Source organism: Priestia aryabhattai B8W22 (assembly GCF_000956595.1).
GTDB lineage: Bacteria > Bacillota > Bacilli > Bacillales > Bacillaceae_H > Priestia > Priestia aryabhattai.
Genome location: NZ_JYOO01000014.1, coordinates 75,522 through 93,142, shown reverse-complemented (window position 1 = coordinate 93,142; position 17,621 = coordinate 75,522). Strand labels below are relative to the sequence as shown.

Here is a 17,621-nt window from a genome sequence, read left to right as displayed (position 1 = left end):
TTTTTTTCGTTTACACTAGGAGTAGCATAATTTTAGGGATTGAATGAAAAGGACGGATTATGATGCAAAAAGTTACTATGCTTGATGTCGCAAAAGCAGCAAATGTCTCCAAAAGCACCGTATCACAATACATTAACAAGCGGTATGAATATATGGGCGAAGAAACACGAAAGAAAATTAAAGAAGCGATTGATACACTGGGCTATCAGCCCAACTATCTAGCACGGAGCTTAAAACAAAAGCGAACGTCGATGATCGGGATTATTGTCGCAAATATTATGCACAGATTTTCTACTGAAGTCATTCGTGCCATTGAAGACTATTGCCATTCGCAAGATATACATGCCATCATTTGCAACGCAGATGATGACCCTGATAAAGAAAAGAAATATATTAATATGTTAAAAGCAAAGCAAGTAGATGGCCTTATTTTATTTCCAACGGGTGCCAATACTTCTCTTTATGAGCAGATGATCAAAGAAGAATATCCGGTTGTTATTATGGATCGTAAAATTCATGATGTAAAAGGAAAAATTCCATCCGTAGTGGCGAACAACCAAGAAGCCACAAAACAGGCTATTTTGCATCTGCTCGAGCTTGGACACAAGCATATAGCGATTATTACAGAACCATTAACTATTACACCCCGGATTGAACGTGTAGAAGGGTACAAAGAAGCGTTAACATCAGCCAATATGCCTGTAAATGAATTCATGATTATTAACTGCAAAAAAGCGGACATGCAAAAAGCGCTGGAGAAGCTATTTGCAGCCGATAATCCGCCGACAGCGCTGCTGGCTGGAAACGATTTAGTGTTCATTGAAGTGCAGAAATTTATTAAACAACACGGATTTAATATCCCAAATGATTTATCTTTAATTGTTTATGATAATATTCCTTACGCAGATGTAGCAACGCCTGCCGTTACCACGATTTCGCAGCCTGCTTTTGACATGGGAACAAAAGCAGCAGATTTACTTATTAAACAAATTTTGAAAGAAAAGATAGCTTATGAAGAGTACCAGTATGAGTGTGAATTAATTATTCGAGAAACAACTTTGTCGCATTAAGCTAGAAAGAGCGCCTATGGCGCGCTCTTTTTAGCTCATCAAAATATTAGTTTTTTTTGCGCTGTTACTAAACCGGTTTAGTAGAAAGTGAGGAGAAGAAATATGAAGATACAATTAGCATTAGATCGCGTCACAATTGAAGAAGCTATTATACTTGCCAAGCTGACAGAACCCTATGTTGATTGGATTGAAGTAGGTACATCTCTTATAAAAGAGTATGGAATTGAAAGCATTTATAAAATCAAACAGGCATTTCCGCACAAGATGATTGTAGCAGATATCAAAACGATTGATAACGCAGAGTATGAGTTTACCATGTGCTATCAAGCAGGAGCAGATATAGCAACAGTAATGGGCGTATCACCTTTACCCACGATAGAGACGTGTGCAAATGTAAGCGAAAAATGGAATAAAAAAATGATGATTGATTTATTAAACACGTCAAGCAGCTCGCAAAAGCAAGTAAGTATTTATAGAAACGCTATTTTCTGCCATCATATCAGCAAAGATGAGCAAGAAAAAGAAGGAAAATCGCTGAGTCAAATAAATTTGCGGCAGTATTTTCATTCAGATGCGCAAATAGCAGTAGCAGGAGGAATTAATCCAGCCTCAGCAGCGTCATTACTTCAAATGAAGGCGGACGTTGCGATTATTGGATCAGCGATTACAAAAAGTGCAGATGTGGCAAAGGCATCTGCTGAATTTCAAGACTTATTTATGAGCAGGGGGAACGTATAATGACAAAAACACAAACGATTTTACATGAAATTACGACCGTAATGAATCACATAAAAGAGCCGCAAATAGAAGAAGTAGCGTTTTCACTTTACCAAGCGAAACGAATTTTTGTTATAGGCGAAGGTCGCTCTGGGTTAATGGGCAAATCATTTGCGATGAGACTGATGCATTTAGGTGCGACAGTATACGTTGTAGGAGAGACCATTACTCCTTCGATTGCAGCGGGTGACGTATTGGTGGCTGTATCTGGTTCAGGAAAAACACAGCAAGTGGTGAGCGTAGCTAAAAAAGCCAAAGAAGTAGGATGTTCAGTTATCGGCATTTCAGCTAGTACAGAATCACCATTAACTGCTCATACTGATGAGCTGCTGCACATTCCCGCTGCAACCAAATACCGAAGCGAAAATGAAGCAGCTTCTATTCAGCCGCTTGGTTCATTGTTTGATCAATGTGCTCACGTTGTGTTTGATACAATTTGCTTGGAATACGGGAATTTGAATCACACGGATCATGAACAGGCGTTTAAGCAGCACAGCAATTTAGAGTAAGTTAAGTGGAAAGAGGCTAGAACAAAAGTAGGTTATTTAAAAGAAAATCCGAACGATGAATCGAGATTCTTGATAAAGAATCACATTCGTTCGGATTTTTTCATTGGTATTGGTGAGCGTAGGTTTCATGTGTGTAGTTGCTTCTAGCTGTTGATTGAATCGATGTAGTTATGTCCCACTCTCTTTTGATACAGGTAAGTCTAAGTCTGAACGTTGACTTCACTTCAAAGTAAATAACAGCATTTTTATGCTGAAATTGCTATAATATACAAGCCGGTACATATACTAAGGCGACTGAAAATAAAGGAGTTTTGATTAATGACAAAAATAAAATTAATTTCACATAACGATTTAGACGGGGTAAGTCCAGCACTATTAGGGCGGTTAGCGTTTGGCGACGACAACTTTGATTACAGCACGGTAAGTATTGGCCGCATCAATGACACAGTGACGCATTTTATTGAAGAAGAAAACGATGGAGACACAGCTTTATACATAACAGATATTAGCGTAAATGAGGAAGTAGCTGAAAAATTAAATGAACTGGTAAAAAAAGGCCAGCAAATCACTCTTATTGACCATCATATCTCTGCTCTTCCACTAGCTGAGAAATACGATTGGGTTCATGTTATTGCAGAAGACGAAAACGGTAAAAAGACGGCAGCTACATCTCTTTTCTACGACTACTTAGTGCGCAACAACATGCTCCAAAAAACGGCGTTGCTTGATGAGTACGTAGAACTTGTGCGCTTATTTGATACGTGGGACTGGTTCCATGAAAATAACTTGAAAGCAAAGCGCCTTAATCACCTATATTATCTAATCCCGCATGAAGAATTTAAAGAAACCATTCTAGAAACGCTTCGTGAATCGTACCATACTGAAAATCAAGAATTTACGTTTACGGACAAACACGAAATTTTACTAGAAGCAGAAGAAAAAAAGATTGAAAAATACATTTATGATAAACAAAAACAAATCATAAAAGAAAGGGTTGAAATTGATAACACAGCGTACAACGCAGGGATTGTATTCGCAGATACATATCAGTCTGAGCTAGGAAATGCACTGTGTCTAGAAAACGAAGATATCCACTTTTCTGTTATGGTGGACATGGGACGCCAAAAGCTTGGGTTCCGTGCAGTAAAAGACGAAATCAACTTAGCAGAAATTGTTGGGCACCTTGGAGGAGGAGGTCACCCAAAAGCTTCTGGATGCAAGTTAACGGCTGAAACGTTTGCTCTTTTCGTCACGGATCACTTGTTTAAAGACGAAGAAAAAAGTGAATAAAGCGTATAAGGAGGAGATGATATGTCGTTTAAAGATTTAGTTGTTGTTGTTACCGGAGCTGCGAATGGAATAGGAAAAGATGTATCCCGCGCATACGCGAAACAAGGAGCAAAAGTGGTATTGGCAGATGTGGACGAAATCGAAGGCGAGCGTCATGCAGAGGCTCTTCAAAGACAAGGCGGAGAAGCCATTTTTGTAAAAACAGACGTCCGAAAAGAAAGCGACATTTTACATCTCGTTGAAAAAACGGTCAGTACGTACGGAACGATACATATTTTAATTAATAATGCAGGCGTTTCCCGCTGGAAATCACCGTATGATCTAACCATTGATGAATGGGATGACATTATCAATACGAACCTGCGCAGCGTGTTTCTATGTTCTCGCGAAGCAGCTAAGGTGATGAGAAAAAACGAAAGCGGAGGCTCCATTGTAAACTTAGCTTCTACGAGAGCTACAATGTCTGAACCTCACACCGAAGCCTATGCGGCTACAAAAGGCGGCATCGTTGCTTTAACTCATGCACTTGCCATTTCGCTTGGTGATGACAACATCACGGTAAATGCTATTTCTCCAGGATGGATTGAGACATCTGACTACGATGGCCTTCGTGAAATCGATCATACGCAGCATCCTTCTAATCGAGTTGGAACGCCGGCGGATATCTCAAGAGCGTGTATGTACTTAACAAACGCTGAAAATGATTTTGTGACAGGAGCTAACCTCGTAGTAGACGGGGGAATGACGCGAAAGATGATTTATGAACATTAAGTATCTATAAAAAAGGCTGAGATAAAAATATTTTAGACGAAGTGAAAAAATGAACCCTTGATCAAAATTTTTGATTAGCGGTTCGTTTTTTTATTACAGTGAACGTAGGTTTCACCTGTTTCGTTCCTTCTAGCAGTTGATTGAAGGGCACGACGAAGACTCCTGCGGAAAAAGCGGAACAGATGAGACCCCACAGGAACGCAAGTGACGAGGAGGCTCAGCGGCCGCCCGCGGAAAGCGAAGCCGTGCACGGAAATCAACTGCGGTATCAAAAGCGGTTCAGCTCATATATCCCATTTGTTCATTTTAGATTGGATTCATTTCGTTATGTCTCAACCTCTTTTGATGATCAACAAAAAAATAATAATTTTTCTGTTGACAGATAATAATAATCATTGTAAAGTAAGTTACATAAAGTAATTAAATTTCAATTAATATTTTTTTAGTTTAATATCTCGAATTAAAGATATAAGAATTCATTATATCTTGTTTATCTCCTTTTATCAGAGGGAAGGGTATAAACATGCAATTTAAGCTTAAAAAACAAACAATTAGGAGTGTGGAAAATGGGTTTTTTAGATAAATTATTTGATAAATCAAGTGATCAACAACAGGTTGGAAAAGATTTTTATGAAGCAATTAAAAACCGACGTTCTATTTATGCAATCGATAAAAATGTAAAAGTATCAGAAGAAAAGATTGAAGAAGTTATTAACTTTGCGGTGAAACATACCCCTTCATCATTTAATTCTCAAAGCGCACGCGTAGTTGTTTTGTTTGGCGAACAGCATGATAAAGTATGGGATATTACGAGAGAAACGCTTCGTAAAATTGTCCCAGCTGAAAATTTTGCAGATACGGATCAAAAAATGAACTTATTCGGAAACGGCTATGGAACAGTTCTTTTCTTTGAAGATCAAGAAGTAATTGAAGGGTTGCAAAAGCAGTTCGCATCTTACAGCGAAAATTTCCCCGTTTGGTCTAACCAATCATCAGGTATGCTGCAGCATGTGATTTGGACAGCGCTTGAGCTCGAAGGCTTAGGAGCAACATTACAACATTACAATCCATTGATTGATGATGAAGTAAAAGCAGCTTGGCATATTCCAAGCTCATGGAAATTAATTGCCCAAATGCCATTTGGTAATCCCGTGGCACCTGCGGGTGAAAAAGAATTTCAACCGCTAAGTGAACGTGTAAAAGTATTTAAATAAGCAAAAAAAGAGTTATGGACAAAATTATTTTAGCTGAAGCAAAATCCGAACGATGAATCGTTCGGATTTTTTTATTGGTATGGCAAGCGTAGGGGTTGCGTATGTAGCCGCTTCTAGCGGTCGATTTCGTTATGTCCCAGACTTTTTTTTTTACAATAAATAGTTTGAATATTCTTTTATGTTTAACCTAAGAAAAATGCGGTTAAATAAGGGAAGTAGTCCTCAAATCTTCTGTGGAATTTATGCGTTATACATAAACAATTCAATGATGTTTTGTAAAAAAATAAAGTTTTTAACTTGGTTTTTCAAAGAATATTTGTTAACATATCCACTTGTGAGGTCTTAGTAAGAGGAGGATGATGTAAAGAATCCCATATCGGACGCAAGGGCGTAGATGTGTGGAGTGGAAATTTTAAAGGAGGATATTATGTCTGATCAAGGAAATCAAGGAAAGTTTAAAAAATCAATATCGTTACTTGACCTAACGTTAATTGGGATGGGGGCTATTTTTGGTTCCGCCTGGTTATTTGCGGTTAGTAACGTAGCGTCAAAGGCTGGTCCAGCCGGAAGTTTTTCGTGGCTGATTGGCGGAGTCATTATTTTACTTATCGGTTTAGTGTATGCTGAACTTGGAGCGGCGCTGCCGCGTACCGGTGGAATTATCCGTTATCCGGTTTACTCACACGGTCATTTAGTGGGTTACTTAATTTCATTCATTACCATTATTGCTTACACTAGTTTGATTGCCATCGAGGTAACGGCTGTACGTCAGTATGTTGCTTTTTGGCTTCCTGGTCTAACTAAACATGGTTCTGAATCGCCTACTACAGTCGGCTGGTTATTTCAGTTCGCGTTATTAACGCTATTTTTTATCATTAACTACGTAAGTGTAAAAGCATTTGCTAAGTCAAATGTCATTATATCTGTGTTCAAATATGCGGTTCCTCTTACAATTATCGTCGTGTTAGCTTATCACTTTAAATCAGCTAACTTTACAACTGGCGATTTTACTCCGTTTGGTTTTAATGGTATTCAAGCAGCCATTTCAACAGGTGGCGTTATGTTTGCTTACCTAGGACTTCACCCTATTGTTTCTGTAGCCAGTGAAGTTAAAAACCCGCAGCGTAATATTCCAATCGCGCTTATTATCTGTATTGTACTTTCAGCGATTATTTACACAGCACTGCAAGTATTGTTCATTGGTAACATCCCGGCTGATATGCTATCAGGAGGATGGGGAACAATTCAAGAGCAATTCTCTTTACCATTTAAAGATATTGCACTTATTTTAGGCCTTGGCTGGTTAGTAACGCTTGTTATTTTTGATGCTATTTTATCACCAGGCGGTAACGGGAACATCTTCATGAATACAACTTCTCGTTTAGTTTATGCTTGGTCTCGTAATGGAACGCTATTTAAACGTTTCTCAAAAGTAGATAAGAAAACAGGAATTCCACGTGCGTCACTATGGCTATCATTTGGAATGTCCGTATTCTGGACACTGCCATTTCCTTCTTGGGAAGCGCTAGTAAACGTATGTTCAGTGGCACTTATTCTGTCTTATGCGATTGCGCCAATTTCAGCTGCTGCATTCAGAGTAAATGCAAAAGACCTTAAAAAGCCTTTTAAATTAAAAGGTATGAGCGTTATTGCTCCTGTTTCATTTATCTTCTGTTCATACATCGTATATTGGTCAGGATGGACGACCATTTCTTGGCTTTTAGGATCACAGCTTCTAATGGTTGTTATCTACGTAGCATTTAAGAAATACGTACCAACTGACGTTGTAAAATTTGCACAGCAGCTTAAATCTGCTTGGTGGCTAGTTGCTTATTATATTATTATGCTTGTTATCTCTTACCTAGGTTCATTTGGTGGAGGACAAGGTGTGCTAAGCAACCCGCTTGACTTAATTTTAATTGCTCTTGTTTCACTCGGTATTTTCTACTGGGCGAAATACACAGGTTTACCAAAAGCAGTTATCGATACAGATGATTAATAAAAAAACACGGCATGAATTCATGCCGTGTTTTTCGTTTGTATAGGGGGTGTACTCTATTTACTTATCAAACAGCCACGTTTTTAATATAGCAGCATACTCACGAAAGTAGGCTTGAAGTTTAATTGAATTTGGTGTCTTTGCACCTAAAGGATAAACGTCAAAACCTTGACGTTTAGCAATAATAGAGGCGCGAAATAAATGAAAATCACTGCTAACAAGGACGACTTTTTTGTGTTGAATATCAACTTTCTTTTTAGTAAAAGTGAAATTCTCAAAAGTAGAAGTTGACTGATCCTCTTTTATAATACGATTCTTTTTAATTCCTTCTTTTCGTAGAAAACGATAGGCTGCTTCTGCTTCAGAAATTTCTTCATCGGATCCTTTTCCACCCGTTACGATAACTTTTGTTTGTTTATGAGTCTTTAAATAAGATAAAGCCGTTTTTGCTCGTTCTTTTAAACTAGGAGACATTTGATCTCCGTCTACTTTCGAACCTAAAATGAGCACATAATCTGCTTTTTGCGGAACAGGCTGATGAGCGGTTTGATACATACAAAAAGACATGATTACAGCATAAAGAACAAGCAAACTAATAAAGATATAAATGATTTTTTTCTTCAACTACGAGCACCTTCCTAGCTATTTCATAAGATGTTTGGAAAATAATTGTTATTATAGCATACGAGATCCAAATAAGTATAAACACAGTGATATATAATAATAGAAGAAAATCGTTATTGTGAATGGTTATAAAATTCGTTACAATAAAGAATAAATGATTTTAAAAGTGCCTCTAAGGAGGATAATAGGGAAATCGGTGTAAATCCGGTGCAGCCCCCGCTACTGTAAATGTGGATGAACCTGCAAAGACCCACTAGTCAAACTAGGAAGGATGCAGAAGTAAAATGAAGCATAAGCCAGGAGACCTGCTTTTAAAAACCCCTTATTTTTCGGTGGGAGAAATAAGTCAAGACAATGTGTTAATGAGCGCATGACCAAACCTTGACTTTTACAGTTAAGGTTTTTTTATGTGATAGGGAGTGGAAAAAGTGAAAAAAGGAAAACCTCTTATGATTCAAGGAACGCACTCAGACGCTGGAAAAAGTATGATTGCTACAGCGTTTTGCCGTATTTTTAAAGAAGACGGCTATCAAACTGCACCGTTTAAATCGCAAAATATGGCGCTTAATTCATACATTACAATGGATGGAAAAGAAATTGGCAGAGCGCAAGGAATTCAAGCAGAGGCGGCCGGAGTAGAAGCAACAACCAATATGAACCCTATTTTAATTAAACCAACTCGTGATCATGAATCTCAAATTGTCGTTCATGGAAAGCCGCTTCGTAATATGTTTGCTTTTCAGTATCGGCAAGAATTTTTTAATGAAGGTTTGAACGTGATCACGGAAGCTTATAAAGAGCTTGCCAATCATTATGATCGAATTGTGATTGAAGGCGCTGGAAGTCCTGCTGAAGTGAATTTGAACGATCGGGAACTGGTAAATATGCGCGTAGCAAAGATAGCCCAAGCCCCTGTTGTGTTAGTAGGAGACATTGATAAAGGAGGGGTCTTTGCGAGTCTAGTGGGTACTCTTCAATTGCTTCCAGATGAACATAAGCCTAGAGTGATTGGGGTGTTAATCAATAAATTCCGAGGAGACTTAGAGCTTTTAAAACCGGGGTTGAAGTGGTTTGAAGAATACACGGGAGTTCCGGTACTAGGAGTGATTCCTTATATGCACGACGTGGAAATTGACGCTGAAGATTCGCTATCACTCAGAAATTACTCAACGCTTGTGAACCCGTTAAAAGAAATCGATATTGCGGTTATCTCGTATCCTCGCATCTCAAATTTTACAGACATCGATCCTTTAAGCTTAGAAGAAGACTGTCACGTGAGGCTTGTAACCAAGCCGTCACAATTAGGTACGCCTGATTTAATTGTTTTACCAGGAAGCAAAAATACGATTGAAGATGCGCAGTTTTTACAAGAAAGCGGCCTGGCTCTAGCCATTAATCAAGTCTTGAATACAACGAACGTTCACGTCATTGGCATCTGCGGAGGATATCAAATGCTAGGGGAGACAATTACAGACCCTGATGCAGTAGAATCTCGGATTGAATCCATTAAAGGGCTGGGCTTGCTTCCAGTGGAAACCGTTATGACAACCAGCAAAAAAACAGAAAGAGTTTCTGGATATGTTCAGCTAGAAAGTGAAAGAGTTTCGATTGAAGGCTATGAAATTCATATGGGAAAGACGGTTTCTAAGAGCACCACGGAAGCTTTTGCAGTGGTAGAGCATGAAAAAGAAGGAACGGTTAAAGACAACGTTATTGGCACGTATGTTCATGATGTGTTTCATAACGATGCTTTGCGCAGAGCTTTACTTAATCAAATTCGTAAACATAAAAAATTGTCGCCTATTACGGATACATTCAACAGCCGCCTGCAAAAAGAGGAGTCTTTTTCAAAAGCAGCAGCATATGTGAGAGAAGCTGTAGATATGGAAAAGCTGTATCATTTAATAGACAGCTATAAAAGTCCTGAGCAAGCACAAAAAGTATAGCTTGTAGAGGCTTTCGCTTGTTTTTTTACCGAGAACTTTAGTACGCTATTCTACGTTGCCTAGTTCAACAGTCTAGCACTCGTAACAAATAAAAGATGATTGTTTCCAATACTATGTAGGGTGGAAACATGGTTTATGCACAGGAAAATGAATGGTTAATGTAATGTAAAAAAACATCACGCCTCGTTTCCTAGAGGAGCTGAAAGTATTGATTTTTAAACGTATTTTTTTAAACAAAGCATCTATTTTATACATAGTCAGTTTATTTATTGTATGTACTTCGGTGATTATGGGCGTATTTATTGGTACAGTTTCGTTAACCGTAGGAGATACAATCAAAATTATTATTGGCCACCTTACCGGACTATCCTTATATCACGGTCCGGAAAACATGGATTTAATCATTTGGCAAATTCGTTTTCCAAGAGTACTGGTGGCATTTTTAGTAGGAGCTTCGCTTTCAATAGCTGGGGCTGCCTTTCAAGGGCTATTAAGAAACTCTCTTGCCGATCCTTACACGATCGGAGTTTCCTCAGGTGCAACCCTTGGCTCTGTCATGGCAATTTATTTTCATTGGAGTATTTTTGGTTTGTCTATCTTCACGCTGCCTGTAGTTGGCATCGTATCTGGTTTTATTACTCTTCTTTTAGTTTTTGGTATTACGAAACTCGCAAGCGGCAATTTGGCCAATGAAACCATCATCTTAGCGGGGATTATTTTATCATCCTTTATGAGCGCGCTCATTTCATTAGTTATAGCTCTTTCTCCTGAAGAAGATGTAAGGCAGGTTTTATATTGGCTAATGGGAAGTGTATCAATGAGAGGATGGTCTCATATTCAAATTTTAGGCCCGTTCTTTTTAGTCGGTACGATTATGCTGCTGTTACATGTCAAAGAGCTGAACGGCTTAGCATTTGGCGATCAATCCGCTCAGTTTATGGGAATAGACGTAAAGAAGAAAAAAAGAATGGTTTTAATAGGTGCATCCGTATTAACAGGGGCTGCGGTATCAGTATCTGGGGCAATTGGATTTGTTGGCTTAGTTATTCCACACGTAGTACGTCTCGTAGCAGGAGCTAATCATAAGCATGTACTGCCGCTTTCTATTTTAATCGGAGGAAGTTATTTGGTTTTAGCCGATTTATTGGCACGAACGATATTAGAACCTCGCGAACTGCCGATTGGAGTCGTAACCGCCTTAATTGGTTCGCCGATTTTTACCCTGCTCCTTGTAAAAGAACGTATGCGGAAAAGAGGAATATCATGATTGAACTATATAATGTGACGGGAGGATACGATAAACAGCAGCCGACCGTTCGCGACATCACGTTCACCGTAGACAAAGGTTCTTTTGTCGCTTTACTAGGACCAAATGGAAGCGGGAAAACAACGCTTATTCGCTTAATTATGAATGTATTAACCATTCAATCAGGAGAAGTGAAGGTAGAAGGAAAGTCAGTGAAGGCTTATTCACCAAAACAACTGGCGCAAAAAGTTGCAGTCATGACGCAAGAAAATCAAATTGGGCTAGAATTTACGGTTCAAGAAATTGTTTCACTTGGACGTTACCCTTATCAGGCAAAAGGATTGTTTAGCACTGTATCAGCACAGGATGAAGAAGTGGTGGAAAGCGTGATGAAATTAACAAATGTTTGGCACTATAGAAATCATACTTTTCAATCACTAAGCGGTGGAGAAAAACAGCGGGTTTTACTGGCTAAAGCACTAGCGCAAGAACCTGACTACTTACTTCTTGATGAACCAACTAATCACTTAGATGTAAAACATACAATGGAACTGCTTCAGCTGTTAAAAACGTTACAGCAGGAAATGAGCTTAACGGTCCTGGCCATTTTGCATGATCTCAACATCGCCTCGCTGTTTGCAGATAATGCCGTGTTACTGAAAGATGGAAGAGTAGAAGAAACGGGGATGGATGCCATTTTTCAGGATGCAGCTACGTTAAAAAGAGTATATGGCGTTGATTTGCATGTATTTCACCATCCCGCTGTGAACAAGCGACAAATTGCTTTTGTGCCGCCGTATCAATATCCAGAGACGGAATTCCATGAGTTGTATCAGTTACAAAAGGAACCGGGCAACCTATGTTTATCCTTTGTTCGTCCTTTGAGAACTCTTTCACTGGGTTCAAATGAAACAGGCCTACACTGGTGTCAAGAAATTGTTCAACAGCAAAGCAGTGCTAACGCGGCGTGGAAATCTGCGTCTTTATCCAGTCATGAAGTTCGCTTAAAAGACGATAAAGGTTACTCGTGGCTGGCTGTGCTGACACATGGACAAAAAGAAAATGAAGTAAATATTGTTCTATTAACAAATGCGCCGCTTTCGGACGCGAACTTACTTCATGCTGCGATGAAGGTAATTGAATACCGGGCTTTCTTAGGAAAAACAGGACGTATTGCTGTAGCATCATCTCATCATAAAGAAGAAAATCAAGAAGAAGTTTCAGAGTTCTTAATGGAACGCCTACAGAAAGAATTACAACTATTTATGGAAACAAAAATGACCGACAATTGCTTTAAATAAGCAGTAGCGGTCATTTTTTATTCTTCGGAGTGATCATCAGACTTTTCTGTTTCACCTCCTGAACTCATCGTTGTCTCAGTTGTATGTTCATCAATCTTTTTTTCTTTCAGCTTAACAGAAAACAAGTCTTTGACTTCTTCATCTACTTGATCAGAGTCAGCGCTGTAAGTGGTGCCGATGTTTAAGTGGCCGGTCAGATCTTTAATGCCTAGCTGGCCGAAATTATTACTAAGATCAATTTTGTCTAACAGTACTTTTTCGACCATGATTTTTTCAACAACAATGGACTGCTTTGGCTGAGTTACTCCATCAATCTTTTTGTCAAGAGTTTTCACCATCTCATATAAGGCTGTATTGGACGATTCTTCCTTTAACGCAGAGAGCTGATTTTGAATAGCTTCGAAATTAGGAGCTGACTGCATAGCCGAGAGCAAATGAGCTGTTTGCTCGTGCAGTTGAGACAGTGATTGAATAAGGTGAGCTGATTCATGTAATTGCTGATGAAGCTCTTCTATTTTAGGGATGGCGTCGGTTAAACGCGTCACTTGATCAATAATTCCCTGCAGGTTCAGCGCTGAATCTGACGAAAGAGCAGGTTTTGTGACTTCAGCTTCAGCAGAGGTCTTAGGCTCCGTTTGGCTAGGCAACTTCTTTGGCTGCTGAGAAGGGTTCTTTGGATTAGACTGTTTTTTAGTTTTCATCTTTTTGGGTAATTCTTTCCGCTTTTGATTAGAACTTTGGTCTATGGGACTTACTTTTTTTTGGTTGGAAGGGAAGACGGATTTATTTTGCGGACTGTTTCAATTTTAGGCGATTGTTTAAACCACTTAGAAAACATGAAATTCCCTGCCTTTCATGCTACATATAGTTCTGCACAATGAATTACAAATCAAATTTCACATGCAAAAGACCATCTTTAAATGATGCGTGACACGGCGCTTCCTCAACAGCAGGTGGAAGGATAATTGATCGTTGAAACGTTCCTTCACGTCTTTCTTTGTGAAGAACATTTGCATCCTTCATCGTTAAAAGAGATGAACCGGATATGTGTAAAGTATTTTCGTGCATGGTCAATTCGACATCTGTTCGTTTAGCACCGGGTATTTCAATCACAACTAACAGTTGATTTGCCCATTCGTATACATCAATTAAAGGATAATCTCGATACTCATTTACAATTTGAGGAGAGGCATCTGCTTCCGTATCATTCTTTTCTTCAGGATCATCATCAAAAATCTTTTCCCAAAATTTTGTATGGTTTTCTTCTTGTAACGTTTCTGCCCACTTTTTAAACTTTCCATGATTCATATTTGTCACCTTCTTAAAAAAAATAAAACAAGGCCTTTTACCGCTTTCTATTTTATATGTATGCATGAAAACAGAAAAAAACGTCCACTTTAATCTAAATCGTGGACGTCTATTTGAGACATAGGAATATTAACATGCTTAGGCATCCGGATTTCCAACACCCCGGAACGATATACGGCGCGTGTACCTTTTTTGCGAACCGAACAAGGAAGCTGAATTTCTTCTTTGAAGGATTCTTCCCCATCTATTCCTTCAATCGTGCACACGTATGGAGTATGATAGACTTTAATGCTTGATACAATATCGCGGTTAGGGATTTTCAACTGAACAATACATTCGTCTAATGTATTGATGACGTTTGAATCAAATCTTCTTAGCTGTTGTCCATGACCTTCATTTCCCACATCCTGCTGTTCTTTCATCATGTCTTGGGCTTGCTTAAAGAATTCATTTCCTTGCATAAAATCCGGAAAAGAATGGGACATCGTAGAAGAAATCATTTGCTGAATATATTTATTCATGTCTTTAGATGCCATTCCTTTTGGAATATTTTCCATCATTCCTTTAAAAGGAGACTTTCCAAATGGAAACATATTTACACACCTCCTTGTAATGTGACAAGTAAAATGACAAAATTGTTAAAGCTAAATTTGATTTCCAATTGGAGCTGAAGGGTTTGCAATTTGATCTTGATCACTTACATCAGGATCTAACACGCCCGTATTCATTTGAGAGCAAGTAGGAGAGAAGTTACCTAAAGAAAAATTTGCGCCGTTAAACTTTGAGTTCGCCGTGTGACTGTTTTGAATGGTGGAACCAAAATCAATATTTGCGTTTTGCGTGACACCATTCGTTACGATATTAAAAACGTTAATTTGAAGAGGCATAAAGAGACTCCTTACTGTTTTTATTCATTCCGCTCTAACTATCGCTTTAAGAGAGAATGTATTCACCGTTCGTCGTCATGCTGTTGACAAGCATTGCCCTATATCACTGCTGATAACCATTGACATGATCAACGTTCGCAATATCTGTTTGGTCATTTGTATCAGGATCGATATAAATGTTTCGCATTTTCGAGGAAGCAGGTGAGACATCGCCATAAGAAGAGTTCGTACCAGTGGATTTCGAATGAGCCGTGTGACTGTTATGGAGTGCTTCGCCAATGTTGACAGAACCGTTGCTTGAGATACTGTTGATCTTTAAATTATAAATATTAATAACACTTGGCATACGCTCTCACCCTTTTCTATGGTTGATTAATGTATCCTATGATGATAAGTGCCTAAACGTTCACAATTCCTCATAACTAAAATCGCCTTTTCCGATTGAAGGAAAAAGCGATTGAGAGAGGATTACTTAATGATATGATGGGCTTATGAAATAGGTGCAATACGACAATTCTTTTTTTCTAAAATGTAAGAGATGCTTTGTTGGACAGTGGAAAACGTCCGCCAATTAAACTGAGAGTCTACAAGCGACAGAGCCATTTTTGAAGACAGACCAACAATAAGGCAAGTGGTACCAATCAACCGCAAGGCATCATGAAGAGTATTAATATAATAACCGTGTTCTTCATCTAACGAATGAAGGGAAGACAAATCAATAAGCAAATAGCGCGCCTGTTCTTTTACAACTGCCTCTAACACCGTTTCAGTCAGCTTCTTTCCACGTTCTATATTCATCTTACCGGTAATCGGCACAGCTAAAACCTCGTCCCATATCTTTAATAAAGGGGTAGATAAGTCCTCAATTAACCGTTCTTTTTCAAGCTCTGCTTCTGCTTGATCAGTAAAGTCTAATAACATAAGCAAGTAGCCATAACGCTCACCGTCTTTTGTATCAATGGGGTGAATCACGGCTTCCGCTACGTATTGAGTTCCAATCGTTATACGCGTTCGGTAAGTGGTATGAAGAGAGGTGAGTAATTTTTTTGCTTCTTCAGAATTGGAATGAAAGAAATCCATATGCTTTCCAATTAACTCCTCAACATGATATAAATGGTAGATTGGGAGTACTGCTTGGAGTGTTTCAATTGCTCTTGCATTCATCCACTGCACACGATGGTCTTTATCCGCAATGATCATGGTTTCTTGAATATTTTCTAAAATCAAATGTCCATTAAGCTTTTGTGGAAGTCGTCCAATTCCATTCATTGTCCATCTCTCCTTATGCGTGTATTAAGTTTATGTACATCTATTTTATATTTTACAGTGAAAAGAATGAAAAGGGCTATAAGAAATTTATTAACGTGTACAGAAATCATGGTAAGTTAAAAACGTAGGAGTAAGCACTTGCTTCAATCAAAAAACTCCCCTGTGTAAAAGGGGAGTTCACTTTATTCATATGATTTGATAAAATCAACGTTATATTTTTCAACGCTTGATAAGTAGGAGTCTCTAAATGATGAATCAGGCGTATACCACGACTTTCCATAAAAATAGGCTTGAAGATCTTTCGATTTAAATACATACCCATGCCGCGCATAGATTTCATTCCGAGCTAGCCTTAGTTCCCCCGAGCTCAAGCTGCTAATATCACCATAACTTAATTTGTAAGAATCCGAACCAGGAAGAATAAAAGAACTTGAGGTAGCATAAGAGCGCGGGCCAGGCACGATCACTTCCCGTTCTTTTATGACGGTTTTTTCTTTTTCAGCAGGCGGTGTTTGTATATTCAACGTAATGCTTTCTTCACTTTGAATAGTGTAGGGACTGCTTTTGAACGTGGTGCCGTCTTTTTGCACTTCTGCATGAACAGTGACGCTTCCATCCGTAGCAACAGGACCAATTTGTGATGAGCTATTCACCTGCAGTCCCGTGCTTTTTCCGTTTATAAATAAAATAGCGTCATCTCTATTCGATGAGATTGTAACGTAAGCGCCTTTAAATACAAGAGATATATTTTCTTCTTTTTGCCGATGAAAATTTACAGTAGTTTGATCTGTAAGTTTTCCATAAGAGCTTTCATAAAAAGCAGTAAGCGAATAATTTCCAATCATGAAAGGACCTATTTTTTGCGTTTGATTTTTGGATATCGATTGTTTTGTGTCGTTAACTGTAATCGTTGCATCTTCTGGCGTAGTGAGGGAGATGTAATAAGGTGAAGGAACGACCGCATACTGTTTTTTGAAGAATAATGAATGTTTCTGTTCTTTTATTGTAAAATAGATACTCGTTTTATTTTTTAAGTCATTTTCAACGTCTCGTAAAATAGAACCATCGGAAGTTGCATCCAACAGTGCTTGAATAGATGTGTCACTGATAACTATATTAGACTGTGAAGAGTCTAATAACTCTCTTAACACAGCTGTATCTTTCGATTCTAATGCCTCAACAAAGCGGTCAGCCGTTTTTTCTTCTGAGCTAGCGAACAGATTATACCATACAAAAGTTAAAATGAGTATAAGCACAATACCCCCGCCAATATACCAGCCCTTTTTATGCTTAGCTGCAGCCGGCGACACCGTGAAAGAAAAGCCGCAGTTATTGCAAAATGATTGGTCTTTGCTTGCACTGGCCCCGCATTTTGGACATTGATTCATTCACACCATCCCTTTCTTTTTA

General features: G+C 38.6%; 18 protein-coding genes and 1 riboswitch. Of the genes, 10 read left to right on the top strand and 8 right to left on the bottom strand.

The window, feature by feature from the left end; genetic code table 11:
- Positions 1–59: 59 nt before the first annotated feature.
- From N178_RS12895 to N178_RS12865, 7 genes are all read left to right on the top strand, one after another.
- Positions 60–1,070, top strand: coding sequence for a LacI family DNA-binding transcriptional regulator (locus tag N178_RS12895; protein ID WP_034266759.1), 1,011 nt, complete (start codon positions 60–62; stop codon positions 1,068–1,070).
- A 102-nt stretch (positions 1,071–1,172) separates the two neighbouring features.
- Complete coding sequence (hxlA, locus tag N178_RS12890) at positions 1,173–1,808, top strand: 3-hexulose-6-phosphate synthase (RefSeq protein WP_045292645.1); 636 nt, start codon at positions 1,173–1,175, stop codon at positions 1,806–1,808.
- Positions 1,808–2,356 carry a 6-phospho-3-hexuloisomerase gene (gene hxlB / locus N178_RS12885; RefSeq protein ID WP_045292643.1) on the top strand — a complete coding sequence of 183 codons (549 nt, stop codon included), beginning with the start codon at positions 1,808–1,810 and terminating at the stop codon, positions 2,354–2,356. The genes hxlA and hxlB overlap by 1 nt, the downstream gene beginning before the upstream one ends.
- Positions 2,357–2,674: 318 nt before the next feature.
- Positions 2,675–3,646 carry a DHH family phosphoesterase gene (locus tag N178_RS12880; protein WP_045292641.1) on the top strand — a complete coding sequence of 324 codons (972 nt, stop codon included), beginning with the start codon at positions 2,675–2,677 and terminating at the stop codon, positions 3,644–3,646.
- Positions 3,647–3,667: 21 nt separating this feature from the next.
- Positions 3,668–4,417, top strand: coding sequence for an SDR family oxidoreductase (locus N178_RS12875; protein WP_045292639.1), 750 nt, complete (start codon positions 3,668–3,670; stop codon positions 4,415–4,417).
- Between the two features lie 566 nt (positions 4,418–4,983).
- A complete protein-coding gene (locus tag N178_RS12870) occupies positions 4,984–5,631 on the top strand; it encodes a nitroreductase family protein (RefSeq protein ID WP_045292637.1) in 648 nt (215 codons plus the stop codon).
- A 427-nt stretch (positions 5,632–6,058) separates the two neighbouring features.
- Positions 6,059–7,630 (top strand): APC family permease, encoded by a 1,572-nt coding sequence (locus N178_RS12865; protein ID WP_025751241.1) that lies wholly within the window; start codon positions 6,059–6,061, stop codon positions 7,628–7,630.
- A 60-nt stretch (positions 7,631–7,690) separates the two neighbouring features.
- Here N178_RS12865 and N178_RS12860 read toward each other — a convergent pair whose 3' ends face one another.
- Positions 7,691–8,254, bottom strand: coding sequence for a YdcF family protein (locus N178_RS12860; protein ID WP_045292635.1), 564 nt, complete (start codon positions 8,252–8,254; stop codon positions 7,691–7,693).
- 147 nt (positions 8,255–8,401) lie between these two features.
- Positions 8,402–8,581: riboswitch (cobalamin riboswitch) on the top strand.
- Positions 8,582–8,673: 92 nt separating this feature from the next.
- Between N178_RS12860 and N178_RS12855 the strand changes: the two genes are divergently transcribed.
- The 3 genes from N178_RS12855 (at position 8,674) to N178_RS12845 (ending at position 12,747) form a co-directional block, all read left to right on the top strand.
- Entirely contained in the window at positions 8,674–10,200 is a 1,527-nt protein-coding gene (locus tag N178_RS12855) for a cobyric acid synthase (RefSeq protein WP_045292633.1), read from the top strand.
- Between the two features lie 208 nt (positions 10,201–10,408).
- Complete coding sequence (locus tag N178_RS12850; protein WP_045292632.1) at positions 10,409–11,467, top strand: FecCD family ABC transporter permease; 1,059 nt, start codon at positions 10,409–10,411, stop codon at positions 11,465–11,467.
- The gene (locus N178_RS12845) at positions 11,464–12,747 is read left to right on the top strand and encodes an ABC transporter ATP-binding protein (protein ID WP_045292630.1); all 1,284 of its coding nucleotides are present in this window, start codon (positions 11,464–11,466) and stop codon (positions 12,745–12,747) included. Before N178_RS12850 ends, N178_RS12845 begins: the two co-directional genes overlap by 4 nt.
- 17 nt (positions 12,748–12,764) lie before the next feature.
- Here N178_RS12845 and N178_RS12840 read toward each other — a convergent pair whose 3' ends face one another.
- The 7 genes from N178_RS12840 to N178_RS12810 form a co-directional block, all read right to left on the bottom strand.
- Positions 12,765–13,448 (bottom strand): hypothetical protein, encoded by a 684-nt coding sequence (locus N178_RS12840; protein ID WP_237758466.1) that lies wholly within the window; start codon positions 13,446–13,448, stop codon positions 12,765–12,767.
- A gap of 181 nt (positions 13,449–13,629) precedes the next feature.
- A complete protein-coding gene (locus N178_RS12835; protein ID WP_045292628.1) occupies positions 13,630–14,055 on the bottom strand; it encodes an Hsp20/alpha crystallin family protein in 426 nt (141 codons plus the stop codon).
- Between the two features lie 89 nt (positions 14,056–14,144).
- Positions 14,145–14,648: an Hsp20/alpha crystallin family protein gene (locus N178_RS12830; RefSeq protein WP_028412845.1), complete on the bottom strand. Its 504-nt coding sequence runs from the start codon at positions 14,646–14,648 to the stop codon at positions 14,145–14,147.
- A gap of 51 nt (positions 14,649–14,699) precedes the next feature.
- Positions 14,700–14,942: a spore germination protein gene (locus N178_RS12825; RefSeq protein ID WP_013057626.1), complete on the bottom strand. Its 243-nt coding sequence runs from the start codon at positions 14,940–14,942 to the stop codon at positions 14,700–14,702.
- 103 nt (positions 14,943–15,045) lie between these two features.
- A complete protein-coding gene (locus N178_RS12820; protein ID WP_013057625.1) occupies positions 15,046–15,288 on the bottom strand; it encodes a spore germination protein in 243 nt (80 codons plus the stop codon).
- A 143-nt stretch (positions 15,289–15,431) separates the two neighbouring features.
- Entirely contained in the window at positions 15,432–16,211 is a 780-nt protein-coding gene (locus N178_RS12815; protein WP_045292626.1) for an STAS domain-containing protein, read from the bottom strand.
- Positions 16,212–16,393: 182 nt separating this feature from the next.
- Positions 16,394–17,599 carry a TcaA 3rd/4th domain-containing protein gene (locus N178_RS12810; RefSeq protein ID WP_045292624.1) on the bottom strand — a complete coding sequence of 402 codons (1,206 nt, stop codon included), beginning with the start codon at positions 17,597–17,599 and terminating at the stop codon, positions 16,394–16,396.
- Between the last annotated feature and the right edge of the window lie 22 nt (positions 17,600–17,621).